At 44.2% G+C, this 22664-nt stretch carries 22 protein-coding genes, 3 pseudogenes and 1 riboswitch; of the genes and pseudogenes, 16 read left to right on the top strand and 9 right to left on the bottom strand.

Going from position 1 to position 22664, the window contains the following annotated elements; all coding sequences use genetic code 11:
• The first annotated feature begins 224 nt into the window (after positions 1–224).
• The 5 genes and pseudogenes from cruG to gmk all read left to right on the top strand — a co-directional run bounded on the left by cruG (position 225) and on the right by gmk (position 4138).
• Positions 225–1451 carry a 2'-O-glycosyltransferase CruG gene (gene cruG / locus N39L_RS18230; RefSeq protein ID WP_043469059.1) on the top strand — a complete coding sequence of 409 codons (1227 nt, stop codon included), beginning with the start codon at positions 225–227 and terminating at the stop codon, positions 1449–1451.
• A 153-nt stretch (positions 1452–1604) separates the two neighbouring features.
• Positions 1605–2010: pseudogene (locus tag N39L_RS18225) on the top strand (IS630 transposase-related protein); the annotation flags it as partial.
• 314 nt (positions 2011–2324) lie between these two features.
• A complete protein-coding gene (locus N39L_RS18220) occupies positions 2325–2918 on the top strand; it encodes a DUF4126 domain-containing protein (RefSeq protein ID WP_006616854.1) in 594 nt (197 codons plus the stop codon).
• 365 nt (positions 2919–3283) lie between these two features.
• A complete protein-coding gene (remA, locus tag N39L_RS18215) occupies positions 3284–3550 on the top strand; it encodes an extracellular matrix/biofilm regulator RemA (RefSeq protein ID WP_006616853.1) in 267 nt (88 codons plus the stop codon).
• Positions 3551–3583: 33 nt separating this feature from the next.
• Positions 3584–4138: a guanylate kinase gene (gene gmk / locus N39L_RS18210; RefSeq protein ID WP_014275964.1), complete on the top strand. Its 555-nt coding sequence runs from the start codon at positions 3584–3586 to the stop codon at positions 4136–4138.
• 344 nt (positions 4139–4482) lie between these two features.
• Here the strand turns inward: gmk and N39L_RS18205 are convergent, their stop codons facing one another.
• Entirely contained in the window at positions 4483–5721 is a 1239-nt protein-coding gene (locus N39L_RS18205) for a vWA domain-containing protein (RefSeq protein WP_014275963.1), read from the bottom strand.
• 131 nt (positions 5722–5852) lie between these two features.
• Here N39L_RS18205 and N39L_RS18200 point away from each other — a divergent pair, with 131 nt between their 5' ends.
• From N39L_RS18200 to N39L_RS18185, 4 genes are all read left to right on the top strand, one after another.
• On the top strand, positions 5853–6545 hold the full coding sequence (locus tag N39L_RS18200; RefSeq protein ID WP_014275962.1) for an ATP-dependent Clp protease proteolytic subunit: 693 nt from the start codon (positions 5853–5855) through the stop codon (positions 6543–6545).
• Between the two features lie 24 nt (positions 6546–6569).
• Positions 6570–7211 (top strand): ATP-dependent Clp protease proteolytic subunit, encoded by a 642-nt coding sequence (locus N39L_RS18195; protein ID WP_006616849.1) that lies wholly within the window; start codon positions 6570–6572, stop codon positions 7209–7211.
• Between the two features lie 158 nt (positions 7212–7369).
• Positions 7370–7966, top strand: coding sequence for an ATP-dependent Clp endopeptidase proteolytic subunit ClpP (clpP, locus tag N39L_RS18190; protein WP_006616848.1), 597 nt, complete (start codon positions 7370–7372; stop codon positions 7964–7966).
• A 97-nt stretch (positions 7967–8063) separates the two neighbouring features.
• Entirely contained in the window at positions 8064–8684 is a 621-nt protein-coding gene (locus N39L_RS18185; RefSeq protein WP_014275961.1) for a DnaJ domain-containing protein, read from the top strand.
• A 356-nt stretch (positions 8685–9040) separates the two neighbouring features.
• Here the strand turns inward: N39L_RS18185 and N39L_RS18180 are convergent.
• The 4 genes and pseudogenes from N39L_RS18180 to N39L_RS18165 all read right to left on the bottom strand — a co-directional run bounded on the left by N39L_RS18180 (position 9041) and on the right by N39L_RS18165 (position 13188).
• A pseudogene (locus tag N39L_RS18180) lies at positions 9041–9918 on the bottom strand (IS630 family transposase).
• Between the two features lie 63 nt (positions 9919–9981).
• Positions 9982–10857 (bottom strand): annotated as a pseudogene (locus N39L_RS18175) (recombinase); the annotation flags it as partial.
• A 287-nt stretch (positions 10858–11144) separates the two neighbouring features.
• Positions 11145–11576: a hypothetical protein gene (locus N39L_RS18170; RefSeq protein WP_434221600.1), complete on the bottom strand. Its 432-nt coding sequence runs from the start codon at positions 11574–11576 to the stop codon at positions 11145–11147.
• Positions 11577–12933: 1357 nt separating this feature from the next.
• Entirely contained in the window at positions 12934–13188 is a 255-nt protein-coding gene (locus N39L_RS18165) for a hypothetical protein (RefSeq protein WP_035735690.1), read from the bottom strand.
• A gap of 559 nt (positions 13189–13747) precedes the next feature.
• Here N39L_RS18165 and N39L_RS18160 point away from each other — a divergent pair.
• The 3 genes from N39L_RS18160 to N39L_RS18150 are packed head-to-tail and all read left to right on the top strand — an operon-like array spanning position 13748 to position 14360.
• Entirely contained in the window at positions 13748–13897 is a 150-nt protein-coding gene (locus tag N39L_RS18160) for a hypothetical protein (RefSeq protein WP_014275953.1), read from the top strand.
• A complete protein-coding gene (locus N39L_RS18155; RefSeq protein ID WP_014275952.1) occupies positions 13884–14105 on the top strand; it encodes a hypothetical protein in 222 nt (73 codons plus the stop codon). The genes N39L_RS18160 and N39L_RS18155 overlap by 14 nt, the downstream gene beginning before the upstream one ends.
• On the top strand, positions 14106–14360 hold the full coding sequence (locus tag N39L_RS18150) for a hypothetical protein (RefSeq protein ID WP_035735690.1): 255 nt from the start codon (positions 14106–14108) through the stop codon (positions 14358–14360).
• Positions 14361–15321: 961 nt separating this feature from the next.
• Here the strand turns inward: N39L_RS18150 and N39L_RS18145 are convergent.
• Complete coding sequence (locus N39L_RS18145) at positions 15322–16398, bottom strand: site-specific integrase (protein ID WP_014275949.1); 1077 nt, start codon at positions 16396–16398, stop codon at positions 15322–15324.
• A gap of 45 nt (positions 16399–16443) precedes the next feature.
• Positions 16444–16725 (bottom strand): hypothetical protein, encoded by a 282-nt coding sequence (locus N39L_RS18140; RefSeq protein WP_081471195.1) that lies wholly within the window; start codon positions 16723–16725, stop codon positions 16444–16446.
• A gap of 224 nt (positions 16726–16949) precedes the next feature.
• Here N39L_RS18140 and N39L_RS18135 point away from each other — a divergent pair, with 224 nt between their 5' ends.
• From N39L_RS18135 to N39L_RS18120, 4 genes are all read left to right on the top strand, one after another.
• The gene (locus tag N39L_RS18135) at positions 16950–17114 is read left to right on the top strand and encodes a hypothetical protein (protein WP_014275947.1); all 165 of its coding nucleotides are present in this window, start codon (positions 16950–16952) and stop codon (positions 17112–17114) included.
• 352 nt (positions 17115–17466) lie between these two features.
• Positions 17467–18291 (top strand): SDR family NAD(P)-dependent oxidoreductase, encoded by an 825-nt coding sequence (locus N39L_RS18130; RefSeq protein WP_006617122.1) that lies wholly within the window; start codon positions 17467–17469, stop codon positions 18289–18291.
• A gap of 199 nt (positions 18292–18490) precedes the next feature.
• The gene (locus N39L_RS18125) at positions 18491–18883 is read left to right on the top strand and encodes a DUF1622 domain-containing protein (RefSeq protein ID WP_006617121.1); all 393 of its coding nucleotides are present in this window, start codon (positions 18491–18493) and stop codon (positions 18881–18883) included.
• Between the two features lie 553 nt (positions 18884–19436).
• On the top strand, positions 19437–21248 hold the full coding sequence (locus N39L_RS18120; protein ID WP_014275945.1) for an ABC transporter ATP-binding protein: 1812 nt from the start codon (positions 19437–19439) through the stop codon (positions 21246–21248).
• Positions 21249–21304: 56 nt separating this feature from the next.
• Here the strand turns inward: N39L_RS18120 and N39L_RS18115 are convergent, their stop codons facing one another.
• Both N39L_RS18115 and N39L_RS18110 read right to left on the bottom strand, forming a co-directional pair.
• Positions 21305–21787: a pentapeptide repeat-containing protein gene (locus N39L_RS18115; protein WP_006617118.1), complete on the bottom strand. Its 483-nt coding sequence runs from the start codon at positions 21785–21787 to the stop codon at positions 21305–21307.
• A gap of 93 nt (positions 21788–21880) precedes the next feature.
• A complete protein-coding gene (locus N39L_RS18110) occupies positions 21881–22165 on the bottom strand; it encodes a hypothetical protein (protein WP_006617117.1) in 285 nt (94 codons plus the stop codon).
• Positions 22166–22268: 103 nt separating this feature from the next.
• Positions 22269–22430, bottom strand: a riboswitch (cyclic di-AMP (ydaO/yuaA leader).
• Positions 22431–22664: the final 234 nt, after the last annotated feature.

Here is a 22664-nt window from a genome sequence, read left to right as displayed (position 1 = left end):
AGTCCTTTCGTCCGCATTTGATTAACCCTGGATATAGTGGCGGTTGTGGCTACTGCCTAACCTGACATTAGGGCTGGCGAGGCTGGTTTGTTTACTCTGGTCAAAACGGATATTCTCCGACTTGACCATTGACAGCGAAAACTGGTCTAATAGCGATCGCATTAACTTCCGTCAGTCAACCACCACCACACCCGCCCATATATATTCCCGTGCGTTTTCCCTTTATGTTCATCCCCAGCCCTGGTCTACTAGCCCTATTTAACTTATCAACTTACGAGAGTATCAGTGCCTTAGCCCTGTTGATACTTTCCGTGCAACTCCCCGCTACCGCCATTCTACTCTCCCGCCTATTTCGAGGGTTACTGCGCCGCCCACAATTACACATAGCCCCCCCCACCCCAGACCTATTGGGTAAAGTTAGCGTCATTGTCCCCACCCTCAACGAAGCCGCCCGCCTCAGTCCTTGTTTATCCGGTTTAAGCGCCCAGGGCTATGAAGTACGCGAAATCATCATAGTTGATAGTAACTCAGTCGATGCCACCCCAGATATGGTCATCGCCCAAAGCCAGCGCGACCCTCGTTTCCGCTTAACTACCGACGACCCCTTACCTCCCGGCTGGGTAGGTCGTCCTTGGGCTTTACATACTGGCTTTTTACGCACTTCCCCCGCCTCCCAATGGGTTTTGGGTATTGATGCAGACACACAACCTCAACCCGGACTGGTCGCCGCCTTGGTTAGGGCTGCAGAAAATGCTCAATATGACCTGATTTCTCTATCCTCTCAGTTTATCCTTAAATACCCAGGGGAATTGTGGTTACAACCTGCCCTCTTAATTACCCTCGTATATCGATTTGGTCCCCCTGATACCGCCCCCATGACCCCTGAGCGGGTTATGGCTAACGGTCAATGCTTTTTGTGTCGCCGCTCGGTTTTGGAAGCCCTCAATGGTTACACCACCGCCTCAAATTCCTTTTGTGATGATGTGACTTTGGCTAGAAATGCTGCTCAGAAAGGCTTTCGCGTCGGGTTTTGGGATGGGGCCGCCCTGCTGAAGGTGCGGATGTATGATGGGTTTATGGATACTTGGTCCGGCTGGGGGCGATCGCTTGATTTAAAGGATGCTTCCTCTACCGCCGGACTCTGGGCGGATCTCGCTCTCCTATTCTGCTGTCAGGGTTTACCCATACTGGTCTTAACTATCGCTCTCGCTTTCGGGTTCCTCTTTCCCTACCATAACCCTATCTTCACCTGGCTATGGCGCTTAAATGCTTTCCTGTTTATTATCCGTGTCGCTTTGTCGGCGGCGATCGCTTCTTCCTATGACTTCAGCCAAGCACAAGCTAAGTGGGTATTCTGGCTGTCTCCCCTCGCTGACCCTCTCGCTGTTCTCCGCCTCTTTCTCTCCGCTACCCAAAGACCTACCCAGTGGCGAGGACGCTACTATGGATAATTCTGGTAAAAGTCCCTCTCCCCCTCTGGGATCCAGATTTAGGGTGAGGGCAATGTATCTGGGATCCAGATTTAGGGTGAGGGCAATGTATAGCACCAGACAGGAAAGTTAGGACGTATAATGGAGAGGACGAGATGACTAAGAAGACAAAAAATGCCAGCCCCCTATAGTTACGACCTCAGACAAAAAGTTATTAATGCAATTGAACTAGACGGTATGCCCAAAACAGAAGCCAGTCAAGTTTTCCATGTCAGCCGGAACACCATTAATCTCTGGCTGCAAAGAAAAGCACAGACCGGAGACTTCCTCCCTAAACCTAATCACCGACCTGGCAATAACCACAAAATTACCGACTGGCAAAAATTCAAGGCTTTTGCCCAAGAGCATGGCGACAAAACCTCCGCTCAAATGGCTGAACTTTGGGATGACGACATCTCTCCTCGCACCATATCCAGAGCCTTGAAGAAAATTGGCTTCACCAGAAAAAAAAACTTACGGCTACCAAGAACGTGATCAGCAACAGCGAGAGGAGTTTATTGCTCAGATTGAACAGATTAAGCAGACGCGCCACGGTGTGGATGTAGGTCCGGCGACCGGTGGGGGTGTTATGGCGAAGACGAGTTTAAAGACTACGTGTGCATATAGTTCTGAAAGAAGAAGGACTAAGCGGTGAAGTCAACACTGTACCACTGACCAATTGGGCATCCACATCGGGAGCCCTATGATGCGAAAGTCTCAAGTACGGTTTTGAATGGGAGGGGATGGGGGCGACCCCATTCTCTACCCTTCCCCCCTGAACATGACTGGACTGATTTTGATGGGGTGCTAGGATAAAACCATCCTTTTCGAGTTACTGGAGCATAATGGCTTTCTATGATTGAAATTTTAGCAGTTCTTTCCGCATCAGCAGCAGGAGGTATGAGAATTGCGCTTCCACTGCTACTAATTGGATTACTGCGAAATAATTTATGGTCTGATGTACCAATTCTTTCGGATCTGTCTCCCAAGGTGGTAATTGGTGTTTTGGTGAGCTGGTCCCTCTTTGAACTTTTCGCCTCGAAACAATTATTAGGACAGCGCATTCTCCAGGTATTTCAACTGGTGTTTAGTCCGGTAGTCGGAGCGATTATGGGTTTGGCGATCGCTGAAGCCAGTTCTTTCCCCTCCTGGGTGTTGTGGTTGCTGGGAATTGTTGGGGGACTTTTGGCTTTAGTCTTACAATTGGTACAAGCCGGATGGTTTTACCGTCTGCGAGGCTTACCTCTATGGGCAATTTTTGTCCAGGATGGTTTGTGTATTGCTCTGGTTATGTTTGCTTTTGATGCTCCTGAACAGGGGGGGTTAATTGCTTTATTCTTGCTCTGGCTCGCTATTCGTAGCTCTACAGAATGGTATAAATGGTATACTCAGCAGGCTAGTAATCGCCATCGTAGCCAGCCTCGACTGGGGAAGCAAGACCCTGATTAAACTAAACTTTAAATACTCACAAGCAAATACTCATACAAAAATCTTAATTAGTGGGTTCACATATTTTTGACACCAGCACTGACACAGATCACAAAATTAAGTGATCTAGTTCATCAACCCTCCTATCTAGTTTTTTAAGCAGCAACAGGACTCAGTTTTCATCATCTCCCCGGTTTCCTTTGTCTCCAGGTAAAAGAGACCCCATCAGCCCCCAGATAGAGTTTTTCAGATTAAATATTGATTATGGGAGCCGATCCGACTACAATTTTTGTGGGCGATACTTTCGAGTTGGTAAGAATATACAATTTATGGGCTCATACCATCAAAGCGATCGCACCTACCTTTATTCTACCTGTAGAAATTTTATGGATATTCAACTCATTAATATCGGCTTTGGCAATATTATCTGTGGTAATCGTGTTATCGCTATTGTTGGCCCAGAATCTGCCCCCATTAAGCGTATCATTACAGATGCACGAGACCGAGGACAACTTATTGATGCTACCTATGGACGCCGCACCAGAGCCGTGATTATTACAGACTCAAATCATGTGGTTCTCTCAGCCATTCAGCCAGAGACAGTCGCTAACCGATTTGTGATTGAGAAAAACGGCACTAATCGCCTTTCATAAACCTATCGAGGTTCACCATTAACTACATTTAAGATGATTGACAGCAAAACTGGCCAACTCATTGTCATTACTGGACCCAGTGGGGTGGGAAAAGGAACCATTATCCGATCGCTCCTGAAAAAACACCCACAACTACATCTTTCCGTCTCTGTAACTACCCGATCTCCCCGTCCCGGAGAGGTCGATGGAAAGGACTATTTTTTCGTAACTCGCGATCGCTTTCAACAAATGGTTCAACAGCAAGAGTTACTAGAATGGGCTGAGTTTGCCGGCAATTTCTACGGGACACCCCGCTTGGCTGTAGAACATAAAATTCAGCAGGGAGAGAATGTTCTACTGGAAATCGAACTAGAAGGCGCTAGACAGGTATCACAGACTTTTCCCCAGGCTGTGCGAATTTTTATCCTACCACCTGACCTACAGGAGCTAGAGAACCGTCTGCGAAATCGCGCCACTGACTCCGAAGAGGCGATCGCCCGTCGTATTCAACTAGCTAAAACTGAAATCGCCGCCGCCGGGGAATTTAACCACACCTTAATCAACGACAACCTCGATCGCGCCCTCGCAGAACTCGAAACCCTCTTTTAACAAATAACAAATTCTCTCCGAGACTTATGTTAACTTTTGTAACAAAAAATTAAGTTTTGTTGCGAAAAATTTTTTTTCTGGGGGGTGCTTGCCTTGGCGGGTGGCTTCTGGTATACTTTTAGATAATGGGAATAGTGACATTTTTAGTATTTAGGCAGAGATTTCCATTATTTAACTATATGTCAATATTCTACCATTAGTTCCCGGTGCTTGTCAACCCTTAGCGCTTGGGGCGACAAAGTTTTTTTTGAGAGTTTTTCTCAATAACAGCTTAGTTAGAAGGAAGTTAGAAGGAAGAGGGAAGCGGGAAAGCCATGCTCCCGACACCCTCAACCAGCCTAGATCTACTTGAGAGTTGTTTTCGATGCTATGCGGGTTTTCTTGCGTTCGGAGTCGGATAGTTCTTCGCCGGACTGGAGGCGAGTTGCACTACCTTGTAGGACAGTAGCAGCACTATTGTCACCCATTTGTAAAGCCGTTTTAGCCGCCGTTTGTAACATAGTAGCAGCACCGGCACGATCGCCTTGTTGTAGTTTAGTTTCCGCGATTTGAGTTTGTCGGTACTTAGCCAAGGCCAGAATATGTTGTTGAACCTTGGGATCGGAGGTAGGGCGATAATCTCCAATCACATTAGCTTCCACCAAAACAGGTTGAGAATAAAGCCTTTCAATACCCAAAGCGGGGTCATCATAGCGGACTTGAATTTGAGCGATCGCCTGTTTACCCATAGACAAATTGTTAACATAAAGGTTAGCCAAGATAATCCGTTCGGTATCCTTCATTAAATCCCCCAAGCGCACCGCGAGTTGTTCGCCTTCTGGCTGTATAGGAAGTTCAATAGTATCGGGATAAACTTGTGCAATTGGCTTGAGTTGAGCCAAACGGACATTAGGAAAGAAGGAGAATAATAGGTAAGCGTTAGTGAGTCCCACCGATTGCATACGGGTAAACAGACGGCCAAACTCAGCGATCGCCTGTTCGGGATATTCAATATATCCCAAAGCACCGCCACCCGCATCAGCAATTTTCTCCAAAATATCCTGATTCCAGTCGTTTCCAAATCCCAAAGAATTAATAGTTAACTTATATTCGGTGGCGAGTTTGGCTAATTTGAGACAACGTTTATTATCCCCGTGTTCATTTTCGCCGTCAGTCAGTAAAAACCCTTGAGAAATCCGATCCTGTTTACCCTTTCCTAACTCCTCAATTCCCAGCTTGAGACCTTCATCAATAGCAGTTCCCCCGGAACAGCGCAAACCATCAATCTTTTTTTTGATACCATCAGGATCGGCGATATCCTGATTAGGAACCAATACCTTAGCTCGGTGATCAAAAGCAACTACCGAAATGCGATCGCCCACATTTAAGCGATCGATAAGTTCTTTCGCCGCCTGTTTAACCGTTTCCAAGGGTTGACCATTCATAGACCCACTGTGGTCTAAAATCAAACATAGATTCATGGGAACTTGACCCTCAAACGGATCAGGAATCGCTGAAACCGAAATTGACAGTTGACGCTGGTTCGATTCTTGATTGGGGTCTAGGTTCGGATCGTTGAGAGAAGGCTGCAAACTGACTTTCATAGAAGACCTCCGGGATTTCAAATTCAGTTATAGGATCTGAACAGTCCCTGGGTAGATGGTCGGTAATTTCCCATCAGCCTATTAACAGGACTGATCTACAAGTTGCGCTAGTATATAGTCTAACCTCTTTGATGAGTTCATCGGTTTATACTGTGCAATCACCATACTACTACAGCGACAGTCCCATTCGGACACCACCACCAGACCTACCCTCCTTGCTACTCAAGGAAAGGATTATCTATCTAGGGTCGCCTCTAGTTTCCTCAGACGAATATAAGCGACAACTAGGGGTTGATGTCACCAAATTAATTATCGCCCAGTTGCTTTATCTGCAATTTTCCGATCCAGAAAAGCCGATTTTCTTCTATATCAACTCTACCGGAACCTCGTGGTATACCGGAGATGCGATCGGACAAGACACCGAAGCCTTCGCCATTTGCGATACCATCAACTATGTCAAGCCCCCTGTGCATACTATCTGCATTGGTCAGGCTATGGGTACAGCGGCGATGATTCTCTCGGCGGGGACCAAAGGCTGTCGCACCAGTCTCCCCCATGCCACCATTGTTTTAAACCAACCTCGTATGGGGATGGGACGATCTCAAGCTACAGATATCCAAATTAGGGCGAAAGAAGTCCTAGCCAACAAAGCATCTATCTTGGGTATTTTGTCCAAAAATACCGGACAACCTGTCGAAAAAATTGCCAAAGATACCGATCGCATGTTCTATCTAACACCAGAGGCGGCTAAAGAATATGGCTTGATTGATCGGGTTCTCGAAAGCACTAAGGAATTGCCCAAACAATTACCTGTTGGTGTGTAGTAAACTTGCTGGTGCTTACAAATTATGCCTGTCGATGAAGTTCTTCGCGTTCCCTATCAGATTCCTGGTAGTCAATACTGGCAGTGGGTTAACATATATACTCGCTTGAGTCAAGAGCGAATTATTTTTCTGAATCAGCCTCTGACAACGGGTGTCGCTAATTCCTTAGTGTCGTCTATGTTGTATCTTGACTCTGATGATCACAATAAGCCCATCTATATGTACATCAACTCTATTGGTGATCCAGTCCTAGCAGGTATGGCTAATGAGTCGATGGGAATGATGTCAGTTATGGCGGCTTTGGCTGTCTATGACACTATGCAACACATCAAATCTGAGATTGTTACTATCTGTTTGGGTCAAGCCGTGGGGATGGCAGCTTTGTTATTGTCCTGCGGTTCTAAAGGTAAACGGGCTAGTCTTCCTAATTCGATGATTACTCTTTATAACCCCCAAACAGGAACCCAAGGACAAGCTACGGATATTCAAGTAACCGCTGAGGAAATCCTCTCGAAACGGGTTTTAATGATGGATATATTTCACCAAAATACTGGTCAACCCGTTGAGAAACTTACTAAGGATATGAACCGCACTTTTTACATGACCCCTGAACAGGCCAAAGAGTATGGTATCATCGACCGTGTTTTAACAACTCAAAAAAGCTGATTTGATTTCCCTGACCTGTTATGGGAAAACACGCCGGGGAGATTAATTAGAGCCTAATTATCCTCGCCCCCGGCGACAGTGGCAACAGTATCTCCCGCGCAACTACTCTGTTACTAGAGTTAAATGATAATCTGATCGAGACAAGAGGATTAATAATTATGCCTATTGGTGTTCCCAGTGTTCCTTATCGACTTCCTGGTAGTACCTATGAACAGTGGATCGGTATCTATGAAAGACTGTTCCGCGAACGAATTATCTTTTTGTCCGAAGAAGTTGACGATGGTATTGCTAATGCGATCGTGGCTTATATGCTGTATTTGGACTCGGAAGACCCCTCGAAACCCATTTACCTCTATATCAATTCCCCCGGTGGTTCGGTAACTGCAGGTATGGCAATTTACGATACCATGCAATATATCAAGTCTGATGTAGTCACTATCTGCGTGGGTATGGCTGCTTCTATGGGCGCATTTCTACTGGCTGCGGGTACTAAAGGTAAACGGTTAGCCCTCCCCAATGCTAGGATTATGATTCACCAACCTTTGGGGGGTACTCGCGGACAAGCAACTGATATCGAAATTGAGGCTAAAGAAATTCTCCGAATTCGTAAGGTCCTCAATGAGATGTTAGCAGAAAGATCCGGTCAAACTCTCGAAAAAATCGAGAAAGACACCGATCGCGATTACTTTATGTCCGCCGCCGAAGCTCACGAATATGGTTTAATCGATCAGGTCATTGAAGAACGCTCCGTTTAACAATATCCTAAATTTCTGTTAAACTAATTACGCCCGCCTTTCTTGTGGGGCGGGTTCGGTTCTTGACTTAAATTAAACTGGGGTAGATTAAACCTAGATGGACACAACGGATTACTATCGCACATTGGGTTTAAGATCAGGGGCGAGTTTGGAAGCGGTCAAGGCTTCCTATCGGAAACTCGCCCGACAATATCATCCTGATGTTAATCAAAATAATCCCCAAGCCCAAGAAAGATTTATCGCCTTAACTGAGGCTTATAAGTTTCTGTTAGATGTCGCTAAACCAGAGTCCGAAATGGCTTGGGCTACTGCCTCTTATACCCAATTTCACCAGGGTACAACCACCCATTTCCCCAGGGTTAAAACTAAGGTCTATCACCCGGAAAACCGGATTCAATTTAACCAGGAACTCTCCGAAACTGAGCAGAAATTGAAGGAAAATTGCTATAAACAATTGCAGCAATTACTCAGATATCAGCGCTTTCCTAGGGCGATCGCTTTAGTGGAAGGACTAGCCCACAGAATCCCCCAAGACCAGGAAATCCGACAGTGGCAGGCTATTACTTATCAACGTTGGGCGCGTCAACTTATCAAAGAACGCCAAACCGATAAAGCCCGCAATTACCTCAAAAAAGCCCTCCGTACTGACCCTCACAATCGCACGCTGTGGGCGGAAGTTGAACGAGATTTTCAATCCCTAGAAAGTGTCTATTCCTAAAGGTTAATTAACCAGGATTCCCCGGCTTTTCTTCCTGGGAAAATATGCCTTTTTTAACATTAAAAAATTTTTTTTGGCTCGGAACCCGCGCCAACCCTTGACAACCACTGGGAACTCATGATAGCATTTGGATATTATAGTTACATAATTGAAATTTATTTACTAAAAATAAAATTAGCAATATCCCAATTATATAAAAAGTGTAGCGCAAGTCGCCCGGAAAAGCAACCCCCCCCAGAAAAAAAATTTTCCCGGCCCCAACTTAACATTTCTTTACATACAGCTTGTTCACCAGTCCCTTAAGACATTGCCCTCACCCTAGGTCTGTCTCCCAGATATAGCACTAGTCAATACGGTTAGGACGCAGCCTTGAGAACAGAATCCATGGCATCATCGAGAGAATCAAACTGCTCACGTGCAATGGCGAATGCGGGCTTTCAACCACGACCAACATTTCTCTATCTTGTTGAGGTCTGGCGAATAAGGCCGAAGATAGAGTAAACGGCATGGAGCTGCCTCCACCAGTTCAGCCTGCCGCCCCCCTTTATGAAACGTTGCATTGTCCAGTACTAGAGTTTGACCTGGCTTCAGTGTTGGAATTAAGATGAACTCCAACCACAACTCAAACACTGTCCGATTACAACAACCCTCAAAGGTAAAGGGAGCTAAGAGTTGTTGATGACACCATGGGGCCATATAGCTCACCCTGCCCTGCCTCTTCCCTGATTTGAGGGCATCGAAGCGTTGTCCTTCCTGGCAGTAACCATAAGGATAATCCGAGTCTTGACTATTCATGCCAGCTTCATCGAGGTAAACCAACCCTTCCGACTCCATGTGTTCAATCTGAGCAATAAACTCCTCTCGCTGTTGCTCATCACCTTCTTGGTAGCCGTAAGTTTTTTTTTCTGGTGAAGCCAATTTTCTTCAAGGCTCTGGATATGGTGCGAGGAGAGATGTCGTCATCCCAAAGTTCAGCCATTTGAGCGGAGGTTTTGTGGCCATGCTCTTGGGCAAAAGCCTTGAATTTATGCCAGTCGGTAATTTTGTGGTTATTGCCAGGTCGGTGATTAGGTTTAGGGAGGAAGTCTCCGGTCTGTGCTTTTCTTTGCAGCCAGAGATTAATGGTGTTCCGGCTGACATGGAAAACTTGACTGGCTTCTGTTTTGGGCATACCGTCTAGTTCAATTGCATCAATAACTTTTTGTCTGAGGTCGTAACTATAGGGGGCTGGCATTTTTGGTCTTCTTAGTCATCTCGTCCTCTCCATTATACGTCCTAACTTTCCTGTCTGGTGCTATAAGTTAAAAGCAGCGGCTATTTCGGTAAGCCTTAACCCATACATTACTGTCATACCAGTAACCCACAGCCAGGCGTGACGAGCTTTACTGAATGTATGGTTTTTGATAGTGTAGACTTCTTGTTTAGCGCTGTACCACCAATTTTTAAAGGCATCGATGCCTATACGCTGCTTAACGGTGAATCGTGTTTGTCTGGGATTAATAAGTTCTAACTGTTTTAGTAGGTGGTCTTTATTGGGTGATTTTTTGGCAATGGCTTTCAGGATGTAGTAACGTTCTTTGAATGTTTGGGACCCTATCAGCTCCTCTCCATTCTGTAAGGGAGTGTACAGCATAACCTTGAAACTCTCCCAAGTAGGATAATCATCCCAATTGGGGAATTGCTCAAAGTATATTTTTTGGCTTTGATGATAGGAAGATAGGTCGCTGACAATATCGCGGGAGCGTGGTCGTCCTGTGTTGCGGTTGTACCCGGCAAAATACTCATCTTCCAGTTGTTGGAATATTTCCCGGTAGGTTATCAGATTATCCTCAATCTGATTCTTTCCTAGAATAGTCGTATCATACCAATCCCAGAACTCACTAGTGCTAGTGATAGTCCCTAGGGCTTCTGATACCAGTTTAGCTTTCTTAACCCCGTCTATCACCCCTTGGGGTGTACACTCAAGATTAGCTGTCTTGGGTAGCCGTTTCCCGGTAGGTGGTTGCTTAAACTGCAATAGCAGATTGTACCTAGCCCCGGACTTTTGTAACTTGAGTGTCACTCCTTTGGGACATTCCCCTTTAAAGTCTTGATAGGCTTTCAGGAATCTGCTATAGCTCTCGTCATAGTTACCCTTTCCCCCCACTGTAGGGAGTTTAGTAGCATTACTCATTTTTTACTCACTTGTTACTCTACTACGGTTTTGAGTAACACCTAAGTAACGGTAGAATAGGGGTTGTAGGCTGTAATTCCGGTTCGAGTCCGACTCTGCCCACTATTAACTGTTTCTGATTAGAGAGGGATTAACAAGTAATTTCCTGAAATATCCGGAAATATTTTTCCGATCCCCAAAACCTCAACCATGTAGGTTGGGTCAAACGTAGTGAAACCCAACATAACTGAGAGATGGTGGCGTTGGGTTTCGTGACCTCCACCCAACCTACTTCCCAAAACCCCAACCTACATGGTTGGGTCAAACGTAGTGAAACCCAACATAACTGAGAGATGGTGGCGTTGGGTTTCGTGACCTCCACCCAACCTACTTCCCAAAACCCCAACCGACATGGTTGGGTCAAACGTAGTGAAACCCAACATAACTGAGAGATGGTGGCGTTGGGTTTCGTGACCTCCACCCAACCTACTTCCCAAAACCCCAACCGACATGGTTGGGTCAAACGTAGTGAAACCCAACATAACTGAGAGATGGTGGCGTTGGGTTTCGTGACCTCCACCCAACCTACTTCCCAAGACCCCAACCATGTAGGTTGGGTCAAACGTAGTGAAACCCAACATAACTGAGAGATGGTGGCGTTGGGTTTCGTGACCTCCACCCAACCTACTTCCCAAGACCCCAACCATGTAGGTTGGGTGAAACGTAGTGAAACCCAACATAACTGAGAGATGGTGGCGTTGGGTTTCGTGACCTCCACCCAACCTACTCAAATGGGGAAAAAAGCCATACTAAGAGATGGTGGCGTTGGGTTTCGTGACCTCCACCCAACCTACTTCCCAGAACCCCAACCTACATGGTTGGGTCAAACGTAGTGAAACCCAACATAACTAAGAGATGGTGGCGTTGGGTTTCGTGACCTCCACCCAACCTACTTCCCAGAACTACGGACTTAGAAAACTGAGCCTTGGGGTGAGAAATCCCTCAAGTGACTGCTCTCAAACTCAGGGAAACCTAAATCTGTTCGCAGACAAGGCAATCCTGAGCCAAGCCCTTGAAGGGGTGAAGGAAATATATAATTTCTGGAACTTCTTTATGCGAAGGTGCAGAGACTCGAGGGGAGCTACCCTAACGTTAAGCCGAGGGTAAAGGGAGAGTCCAATTCTCAAGGCAATTAGGCGCGGATCAACCTACCTGATGCTGTAGCGAAAGCTGCGAGAGGATGAAAATCCGTTGACCTTAAACGGTCGTGTGGCTTCAAGTCCCACCGCCCCCATTATCTGGAAACCCTTATCCGCATTACGATAGCGGGAATTCACTTAACCCGATAGTCGTATCGTCACACTCAATATGCACTCCATTCAGTCTTAGCACACGGGACAATTAGCGCATATCCCTCAGCAACAAAACTTAATTATTGACGGGTTAATCAATAAGCACAACTTAATCAATCTGTCAAATATCCATTCCTCCCCCCCAACCAAACACCGATAGGGTAGTTCCCTTGTGATAGCAGTCAATGGCAAGCCTATCGGTTCGTTCCTCACCATTGACTGCTATCACATCGGTCGCACCCCCAAGAGTGTTTGTTCCGGTTGGGGGGGAGGGTATGGCTCAAATTTCAAAACCCATAGGGGTAGTCAGGTTATTGGTGAAATATTGAGGAACCTACTCGCTACCAACAAAATGCGATCGCATAATCACGACTAACCTGGCTATGACATACTGAAGCGATACCCCCAAACAACTTTTCAACTGGTGACTTGTTTCGTCAGCTCTCGCTGATACCTACATAATCCTAGGGAATTGCTTTACCAGCGACACCCGATACCTACATAATCCTCAGCAAGTCTCCAATTTATAGGGGTAATCATCATGTTCAGAACTCAGTACCCCTAATAGACGGGTTAAGGTTTTGGCTTAGGGTGTTTATTGTAGGTAAACTAGGGGTGAGCATTCATATAAATGATTTACAGTCTGTAAACAACAGACTGTAAACAGATAATATGAATGAACCCCTACAGTTAGAAACCATAGGGGGCCATTTAAGTTATTGGGGTAGCTGTTAGGTGTTAGGGTTTAGGGTTTTCTCCAACCATCATCATCAATATCATCTCTGTTGATTGGAAGATGGGGTGATTGCTTTTTATCTTCTGACTGTTTTTTGCATACTATTGATGTCATAGAATCACTAACATATCTAATCAAATAATTTAGGCTATTTTGGATACCGTCTAACCTACTCTCAATCATTAGGTTTCCTGTATGCGTAATGAACGTACTGAGAATAATCGCGACAATAATTAACCCTAATTCAACTATTACCAAGTTCATTTATATTAATTTCCAAAAATGAAGTGTAAACCATTTAATCCTTTCTAGTGGAGAAAATGAAGCGTAAAAATTACAGCATAATATTAGAAAATATACAGGAGGTTTTTATAACGACAATTACAACAATAGTGATAATAAATTGTTAAAAATCGATATCAAATCCGGTGATAAAATTGGAAAATTAATCGGTAAAATATTTATATTTGGTCATGCGATTTGTCAGGAATATAATATCATTTTGCAGTACAAGAAACAAATGGTGATTTAAGCGTTCTGTTTAGTACGTTTTATAATGTGACAACTTTTAGCCCTTCAGTAGCGATATTGCGATGTTATATAAGCATCTTAAACACGGGTACAGAAATATTTTTAACTCACCACTATGATGATAGTAGTTATAATGGAATAGGCGGGGATTTATTTTCAATTGAGCCTAAAGAAGATGTCAATGTTTCATTTTTTGAGGATTGGTCAGCTATTGATATTTGTGATTATACCTTAGTTAATGAATCCCCTTTATGTATTACACGACTAAATACCAATATTAATTGAATTTATTATGCCTAATGCACTTGATATATCAGAGGGTAATTGGTTTAAAGTATACGATAAATTCTTTAAAGAAGATACCGATAATTTACACGGTGTTAAAACTTTACCCGACATTTCTGGCTGCAAATTTATCAGGATATTATTTGACGCTGGCTGACAGTGTACCCGTGTACTGGAAAATGGCAGGGTGGCTTAAATTCTATGCCTACAATGATGTTAACCAAGCTATGCTAGTTAAAAAAGAGACTATATGGCTTAATGAATATCAAATAATTGAATCACCGCCGTACAGCAATTTTTACGCTTCATTTTCTCCACTAGAAAGGATTAAATGGTTTACACTTCATTTTTGGAAATTAATATAAATGAACTTGGTAATAGTTGAATTAGGGTTAATTATTGTCGCGATTATTCTCAGTACGTTCATTACGCATACAGGAAACCTAATGATTGAGAGTAGGTTAGACGGTATCCAAAATAGCCTAAATTATTTGATTAGATATGTTAGTGATTCTATGACATCAATAGTATGCAAAAAACAGTCAGAAGATAAAAAGCAATCACCCCATCTTCCAATCAACAGAGATGATATTGATGATGATGGTTGGAGAAAACCCTAAACCCTAACACCTAACAGCTACCCCAATAACTTAAATGGCCCCCTATGGTTTCTAACTGTAGGGGTTCATTCATATTATCTGTTTACAGTCTGTTGTTTACAGACTGTAAATCATTTATATGAATGCTCACCCCTAGTTTACCTACAATAAACACCCTAAGCCAAAACCTTAACCCGTCTATTAGGGGTACTGAGTTCTGAACATGATGATTACCCCTATAAATTGGAGACTTGCTGAGGATTATGTAGGTATCGGGTGTCGCTGGTAAAGCAATTCCCTAGGATTATGTAGGTATCAGCGAGAGCTGACGAAACAAGTCACCAGTTGAAAAGTTGTTTGGGGGTATCGCTTCAGTATGTCATAGCCAGGTTAGTCGTGATTATGCGATCGCATTTTGTTGGTAGCGAGTAGGTTCCTCAATATTTCACCAATAACCTGACTACCCCTATGGGTTTTGAAATTTGAGCCATACCCTCCCCCCCAACCGGAACAAACACTCTTGGGGGTGCGACCGATGTGATAGCAGTCAATGGTGAGGAACGAACCGATAGGCTTGCCATTGACTGCTATCACAAGGGAACTACCCTATCGGTGTTTGGTTGGGGGGGAGGAATGGATATTTGACAGATTGATTAAGTTGTGCTTATTGATTAACCCGTCAATAATTAAGTTTTGTTGCTGAGGGATATGCGCTAATTGTCCCGTGTGCTAAGACTGAATGGAGTGCATATTGAGTGTGACGATACGACTATCGGGTTAAGTGAATTCCCGCTATCGTAATGCGGATAAGGGTTTCCAGATAATGGGGGCGGTGGGACTTGAAGCCAAATTACAGCCTATAACCCCTATTCTACCGTTACTCTAGTGCACTCAAAAGCGATCGCATTATTAGGAGAGAGTGCAAAATGAAACCCCCTAGGTATTTAGCCTAGAGGGTATTGTGTTGTGGGTTTATTGGGGGTTAATCGTCTAACTGATAGATTAATCTAAGTCCTGCTTTCATCTCTGGTGATTCTGGGTTAATACCATGATTGAGTAGTGTTTGTTTTGCCATATCTAGTGGCAATGGTTGCCTTTGATGTCTTGTCAGGATACCTAACTCTGTGGCAAGGTTGCGACGTTTTTTGTACTTGCTGTCATTAACCGTTACCGAGTGACCAAACGAACGCGCCCTGATTTCCTGTGGTATCCCGTTCATCTCCCCTAGTTGGTTTCCAAGATGTCGAAAGGCATAGGCTTGAGTTAGTCCCCAATTATGTCGTGATAACCATTTACGGTGATTATCGTTAAACTTGCTAGGGTCTTTGGATTCTGTGATAGGTAGACAAACGTTATGAATCCCTAAGCGGTTAATCAGAGTCTTGTCTTTTGACATTGGGATAGCTAACCGCCAGCCTGTCTTGGTGCTACCACCAAAGTAAGTAAACTCACCAATAACCAGCACTAACTCAAGGTTGTTAGGGTCAGATACAGCCGGGAAAGTGATACCGTCAACCGTAATGGCTTTGGTTAAGTTTTGACCTGCCGCAACTTCTGACGGTCTCAACCCGTATAGGGTACACATCGCACTAACCCAGCACCAACCATCACGCGCATTATTGTCTGTGACAGAACGATAATCAGTGTTGCGTTCTTTGTCTAGTAAACTTAACAAGGTATCCAAGTCTATACTTTGGGATTCAGCAAATACTGTTTGGGTTGGGTCAATCTTTTCCAGTTTCTCCAATGCTTTTTTGCAGCCAGCACGTTCTGCTACTTGTCTTAATCGATAGTAACGATTTTTGAAGTCTTTGTGACCTACCGGACTACTGCCATCTTGTAACGGGCTATATAACGCTTCTTTTATACCCTCCCAGGTGACGTAACTATCCCAGTCCTTGACTTTATCGAATATATCAAGGAAACAGCGTTTAAATGAATTTTGGTCACTTGATATATCGCGAGAGCGCTTCCGTGTAGTGTTACGATGTACCCCATTAAAGTAATCATTTTCCATGTCTTTGAATACTTGACTATAAGTGATTAAGTCGTTTTCCATGAGAACTTTGGACTCATCAAGGATAGTAGCCTTGTACCAGTCCAGTCATTCAGACACCGACTTAAATTGTCCGTCAAGGGATTTATGAACTAACCAAGCCTTCTCTACAGCCTTGCGGATACCCTCTGAGGTAAACTTACAATTACAGCCTCGCTGTTTACGTCCCCCGGTTTCTGGGTCAGTGGTGATATCTAGTTGGATTGTCCCCCGGTTACGTTTAATCCTGACACCCTTGGGACATTGTTTGCGGGATAGATTAAAAAACTCAAGGATATCCTGAAAACCTTGATATATGCCGCTGTGTGTACTGTTTGTACTTGCACTCATAATTGCACTCTCTCCTAATAATGCGATCGCTTTTGAGTGCACTAGAGTAACGGTAGAATAGGGGTTATAGGCTGTAATTTGGCTTCAAGTCCCACCGCCCCCATTATCTGGAAACCTGCAACCTGTAACGGTTGTGGGTTTTTTGTTTTGGCGCGCCACTTTGGTCTCATAATACCTCGCCCCTGACTCTATGGATTATTGCGGCTTAGTTACTTATCCCGTCAGTGTTTGAAGGCGATCGCTACTTTTTACTCCCATTACTCAGATCCTCTGTTACCATCGGCGATCGCCTGCTGACAATTACTCTAAAACTCCCTACAGTCAAGGTTTTGCCAGATTGTAAAGAAATGTTAAAGCGTTTTTTATTAAAAAATGTTGCACAAACTTGATTTTGTTGCTAAAGTGTGCACTGCGAACAATAGTAAGTAAAAAAGAGAAAGTAAAAAGGAGAACTGTGAGCTATGTTGTACGCTACCGTGACCTGTGATGTATCCTCAGTCAGCAACTGAGTTGAAGCCTCGATTCGTTCATATCATCATCAGCAAACTGAGTATGAGCTATCAATCAGCAAACTTTCCGCTCCAGAAACGAGAGCTAACCCAGAGGGATTTTGTTGTTCTTCACAATTTTAGCGTCCGCCTGGGTTGAACAGAATTTAGTCCAATCAATTGATTTAGCCGCCACTGTAGTGGAGTCCTAGTGTCGTGGCGGTAATTGACCACACACAGACAGGAGATTTTTATGAATATCCAAGGTATTACAGCCCTAATTACAGGGGCTTCCCGTGGTATCGGACGAGCGATCGCCCTAGAGTTAGCCCGCAATGGCGTGGGTCGTCTGTTATTAGTCGCCCGCGATCGCCAAAAATTAGCAGAATTGGCAGCAGAACTCAGCGACATGGAAGTAGAAGTGATCACCCTCGCCCTAGATCTCACACAGCCAACAGAAGTCAATATTGCCCTAGCCCAAGCATGGCGAACTCACGGCCCCATTGATTTATTAGTGAACTGCGCTGGGGTCGCCCATCAAACCCCCTTCTTGAAATCCAAATTACCCCAAGTCCAAGAAGAACTATCCCTCAACCTGATGGGACTTTACACAGTCACCCGTGCGATCGCCCGACGTATGGCCACCCGAAACCAAGGAACCATCGTCAATGTCTCCAGTCTCATGGGCAAAATCGCCGCTCCCACCATGTCTACATACTCAGCCACTAAATTCGCCATCCTAGGCTTTACCGAAGCACTAAGGTCCGAATTAGCCCAACACAATATCCAAGTTATGGCCTTACTTCCCACCCTCACCGATACAGACATGACCCGCCGCCTGCAACTATTTCGCTGGGTCACTCCCATGACCCCCCAACAGGTCGCCCAAGTCTTAATTATCGGAGTGCGGAAAGACTCCCCAGAAATTCTTGTAGGTTGGCAAAGCCACCTAGCCGTTTGGTGTCGTCGCATTGCCCCCTGGGTAATGAACAAAGTCTTAAAAATGGCATCTCCCCTTTCTCGGAATTATCCCCAGTCTCCCACAGCTTGGCGGCGAGTAGGTGCTGCTTCCCGCTAACCTCTCATTCCACAATCGACAATGGATAATTAATAATCTCGTAGGGGCGGGTTCCCCAGTTAATTAGATTTTTCACAAATCATATTACTAAACCCGCCCTATCCCACCAGGTAATTAACCAATCACACATCTCTGACAGTGCCCGCATCTTCTTTGCTAGAATCATTTATTGTTAATTCTCATTTGAGCAATCATCAACATGATTTTAAACGGTCTAGCCACTGAACTTTCAGGCATTGTAGTTTCCTTAAATGGAATTTTAACAGGATTTTGCCAACTGTTGGCATTATTTGTAATTGCCATTGGCGTGACCCGTGCTTTAATCATTTTTATTAAAGATGCTTTATTTCAAGCTCAAGCTACCGACGCATTTCAACGAGGCCGTTTAGTCATGGGTTATTCATTTTCCCTAGCCCTCAGTTTTCTAATTGGGGCAACTATTTTAAAAACCATGATTTCTAGCCGTTGGGATGATATTGCCCGGTTAGCTGCTATTATTGCCGTGCGGACTGTGCTAAATTATCTCTTACTTCAGGCAATTAGTAAGGCAACTCCAGAAGTGCAACAAATTAGCAATCCCGCCGAAACCTAATCAAAAACTACAGAGCATCTCACTACTAAATACTTGTAAATACTTGTCAATTGCTCAGGAAGCCGCCAGGCTGACCTAGAGGGGGTCAGCTATATGCTTCCCCCCTCTAGAGCCTGTCAGTTTTCCATACCTTAAAAAGAGTAGGCTGTCTGTAGTGCCCACCCAATTAGAAGGCCGATACTACCGAGAATGAGAAGTGAAGAAACAATCACAACCGTGGGGCTATCTGCTCCCTTAAACTTCATAATTCCTCGATCTAGGTCTGATGGCATATACACTTACTCCTACTCTAAGTTTTGTTTGAGTCCAACTAAGCAGGTTGGAGATCTTCCCTCTTCACCTACCTAGATTTTACCCAAACAATAATTATACAATATCTAGTGCTTGTTAGCTATAATTTGCCCTTGACAATACCCCCAGCCGATCGCCTACCTAGGGCAGACTGTATCAGCCAGCTAGTCATCCCAGTTTGACCTCTGCCAAATTGTCAGAAATCTATTATAATGGTAGCTTTGATATTTTCACTGACATTAAAAACACCATTTTAGCAGTCATGGGTACTTTTCGCGAGATTTGTCAATACTATCGAGATTATCGTTTATTAGCAATTATTAGTATCAGTGCCTCTAGCATTTTTGAACTCATTGATTTGCTAGTCCCCTATGCGATCGGACAGATTTTAAATGTCCTATCTGGTCAAGGCGCAGATGGCTTAATACAGCTAACAGTTACAGCGATCGCCTCCTCAACCGGGCTTCCAGACCAACAGACCACAGCTTTAATCATATTACTAGGTATCATTTTTTTGGTCACCGTTATCAAAGCACCCATTCAGCCTTGGCTAGGCTCATGGTTTCACTGGTTAATTCCCCTAGCCGCACGCCGAGATCAACATCATAATGCCATCCAAAAAATCTTAACTTTACCCCTGGAATTTTACGAAGAAAATAACCCCGGTCGCATTGCGAACCGCATCACCAAAGGCATCACTAACCATACCTGGACTTACCCCGAAATAGCAGGTCAATTAATCCCGAAACTCGTGCGAGTCATCGGTATTTTTATAGTGATTTTTTTCATTCAGTGGCAAATAGCCATATTTTTCTTAGTTTCTTTTGTATTTATTCTGTCCTTTACCCTCATCAAACTTCGACAGATAATTAGATTAGAAACCCGACTAGACAGCCATCAAGAAAACACCGAAAGTCGCAACTCAGAAATCATCACTAACATCAAAACCGTCAAAGCCTTTGCTACCGAAAATCAGGAACTCCAGCGACAAAGCACCCGCCTAAACCGAGAGTTAACTGTCGTTATCCATCGCATTCACCGAGACTATGTAAAACTGGCTACCTATCAAACTACCACCGTGCAATTTTGTTTATTTATGGTCTTAGGTTTTACCTTGTTTGCTACCTTGGGCGGCCAAATGTCTCTGGGGTATTTTGTGGTTACTTATACCCTGGCTAGTATGGCTTATTCCGAACTAACTCCCATTAGTTTATTGGCGGAAGTTTTTGCGCGGCGCTATTCTTCTATGGTGCGTTTTTATGAGTTTATGCAGTTAAAAGATGGACAAGATGCCATCCAATTAAACTCTGATGATAATCAGGTCTCCTATCAATTTAAGGGTCAAGTTAAATTGGAAAATTTAACCTTTGGCTATCTTCCAGAAAAACCAGTTTTGCAGGATATTAACTTGTTGATAGAACCTTGTCAAACTGTAGCGCTGGTGGGTCATTCTGGTTCCGGTAAGTCTACCTTGGTTAAGCTATTATTTCGCTACTTTGAACCTAGTCAGGGTCGCATTTTAATCGATGATAAAAATATCCAAGATTTGAATGTTACCGCCTATCGACGACGTTTAGCTATAGTTCATCAAGATGTTGATATCTTCAATGGAACCTTGTTAAATAACCTCACCTATGGCAACCCCAAAGCTACCCTAGATGAAGTTAACGAAGCCTGTAAAATTGCTCGGGCAGATGAGTTTATTAATCAACTAGAAAAGGGTTATTATACTACCGTGGGAGAACGAGGAATGCGCCTCTCTGGGGGGCAAAAACAGCGGTTAGGTATTGCTAGGGCACTGCTAGTCAATCCTGATATCTTGATTTTTGATGAAGCTACTTCTAGCTTGGATTATGAATCAGAACGTTCCATTCAAATCGCTATGCAAAATATTCTGGGAACTCGCACTACAATTATTGTGGCTCACCGCCTCAGTACCATTCGGGAAGCTGATAAAATTGTGGTACTAGATAATGGTAAAATTATCGAAATAGGTAGTCATGATGAGTTACTCAATAACCGGGGAATTTATCGAAGATTACACGCACTCCAAGAAACTGGGGATGTGATTTAAGTAGAGGCGAGGCGGGCTAATTTTAGCCTGCCTTGTCACAAGGGTTTTAACTACTTTTAACAAGGCCCCTCTGAACCGTCTGGCATAGTCGCGCCGCAAAAGGTCGCCCCCTCTAATCTAGCATTATTTAGGTTGGCATTATTCAAATTAGCCTGATCTAAATTAGCACCTTCCAGAAAGGCGCGATACATATCTGACCAGGATAAGTCACTATTAGAAAGGTTAGCTTGTCTCAGGGTGGTGCTGTGTAACTTGGTATCTCGCAGGTCTGCACCTGCTAAATTCGCCCCAATTAGGTTGGCTGAACTTAGATCCGCACCTCTCAATTTTGCCCCCCGCAGGTCACTATTTTGCAAATTAGCACCTATGAGAGCCGCGCCGTCTAATTCGGCTTCCTGTAGGTTGGCTTCGCTGAGGTTGCACTGCTGACACTGTTTGGTATTTAGCAATTGTTGGATGTCTCGGGGTCGGGCGGCGATCGCCTCAATTCCTAACCCTATTACAGCCATAAGACCGGGAACAACAACTATTAATTTCATCGAAAACCTGATTAATACTAGCCCGACTTTGACATCATACTATATTATATGGGGGCTAAGTCAGCGAAAATCTCTTAGCCCCTTTTATTGATTTCAATAGGCTACAGTCATGTTAACATATTTACTAACTACGGTAATCACCTCCTGATAATTTTTGAATAGACGATAGGTTGATAGGGTATTATTTACGAACATCGGTAGGGCTGGAGTTGGCATTAATGTGGTGATAAATGTATTCACAATGCACCACACAATCACCAAGGTAATGCAGGCGATCGCTGCAATTGTTACTAGGTCACTACTTTTTAGTCGCAGAAAACCTATGTACGTCGCCTGTCCAGGCAGCGTCATTAAAGACAGGGGTATTTTAGGTGTCATCACTAACCGCTCAGAATCTAGGGTGGGTATAACAAACCAGGTCTATACCAACCTAAGGAAACTGAATTGCCAAGCTATCTAATTGTCTTAGAAAGTGTGCGCCTCAGCCTCCTCTCAATGCCTACGGAGTTAGCTGACGGGCTAGGGCTGAGAGTTGCCCTTCTCTTAATCTCTGTCGGTTGTTGACAGAAACAGCTTGCGAGATTAGCCCCAAAAATTTGGTTCCTCCGCTCCGACCACATCACCGCGTCTGCACCTGCTCGAAAAGTACATAACGGCAATGTTTTACTTTCGCCGGATTAGGCTGACTGTTTGTTTTCTATATAATCCTATTCTAAATTAGAAAATATCAAATCGTCAAGAAATTGTGAAATTTTTTTTTGACAGGGTAACAACGGACTATATTCTCAGGGGGAAGGGTAGCTATAACCCGGAGGCGATCGCCGATCGCCCTAGATTGAGAACACCCTAACAGGGGGATTGTGGGGGAGGATGTCAA

The sequence above is a fragment of the Limnospira platensis NIES-39 genome (assembly GCF_026000695.1).
GTDB classification, from domain to species: Bacteria; Cyanobacteriota; Cyanobacteriia; order Cyanobacteriales; family Microcoleaceae; genus Limnospira; species Limnospira platensis.
This window is presented reverse-complemented; position numbering and strand designations above follow the sequence as displayed.

Coding starts and splice junctions, on each gene's coding strand:
- cruG (WP_043469059.1), top strand. CDS start 225: ATGTTCATCCCCAGCCCTGGTCTACTAGCCCTATTTAACTTATCAACT.
- N39L_RS18220 (WP_006616854.1), top strand. CDS start 2,325: ATGATTGAAATTTTAGCAGTTCTTTCCGCATCAGCAGCAGGAGGTATG.
- remA (WP_006616853.1), top strand. CDS start 3,284: ATGGATATTCAACTCATTAATATCGGCTTTGGCAATATTATCTGTGGT.
- gmk (WP_014275964.1), top strand. CDS start 3,584: ATGATTGACAGCAAAACTGGCCAACTCATTGTCATTACTGGACCCAGT.
- N39L_RS18205 (WP_014275963.1), bottom strand. CDS start 5,721: ATGAAAGTCAGTTTGCAGCCTTCTCTCAACGATCCGAACCTAGACCCC.
- N39L_RS18200 (WP_014275962.1), top strand. CDS start 5,853: ATGAGTTCATCGGTTTATACTGTGCAATCACCATACTACTACAGCGAC.
- N39L_RS18195 (WP_006616849.1), top strand. CDS start 6,570: ATGCCTGTCGATGAAGTTCTTCGCGTTCCCTATCAGATTCCTGGTAGT.
- clpP (WP_006616848.1), top strand. CDS start 7,370: ATGCCTATTGGTGTTCCCAGTGTTCCTTATCGACTTCCTGGTAGTACC.
- N39L_RS18185 (WP_014275961.1), top strand. CDS start 8,064: ATGGACACAACGGATTACTATCGCACATTGGGTTTAAGATCAGGGGCG.
- N39L_RS18170 (WP_434221600.1), bottom strand. CDS start 11,576: ATGTTGGGTTTCACTACGTTTCACCCAACCTACATGGTTGGGGTCTTG.
- N39L_RS18165 (WP_035735690.1), bottom strand. CDS start 13,188: ATGAACTTGGTAATAGTTGAATTAGGGTTAATTATTGTCGCGATTATT.
- N39L_RS18160 (WP_014275953.1), top strand. CDS start 13,748: ATGCCTAATGCACTTGATATATCAGAGGGTAATTGGTTTAAAGTATAC.
- N39L_RS18150 (WP_035735690.1), top strand. CDS start 14,106: ATGAACTTGGTAATAGTTGAATTAGGGTTAATTATTGTCGCGATTATT.
- N39L_RS18145 (WP_014275949.1), bottom strand. CDS start 16,398: ATGGAAAACGACTTAATCACTTATAGTCAAGTATTCAAAGACATGGAA.
- N39L_RS18140 (WP_081471195.1), bottom strand. CDS start 16,725: ATGAGTGCAAGTACAAACAGTACACACAGCGGCATATATCAAGGTTTT.
- N39L_RS18130 (WP_006617122.1), top strand. CDS start 17,467: ATGAATATCCAAGGTATTACAGCCCTAATTACAGGGGCTTCCCGTGGT.
- N39L_RS18125 (WP_006617121.1), top strand. CDS start 18,491: ATGATTTTAAACGGTCTAGCCACTGAACTTTCAGGCATTGTAGTTTCC.
- N39L_RS18120 (WP_014275945.1), top strand. CDS start 19,437: ATGGGTACTTTTCGCGAGATTTGTCAATACTATCGAGATTATCGTTTA.
- N39L_RS18115 (WP_006617118.1), bottom strand. CDS start 21,787: ATGAAATTAATAGTTGTTGTTCCCGGTCTTATGGCTGTAATAGGGTTA.
- N39L_RS18110 (WP_006617117.1), bottom strand. CDS start 22,165: ATGACACCTAAAATACCCCTGTCTTTAATGACGCTGCCTGGACAGGCG.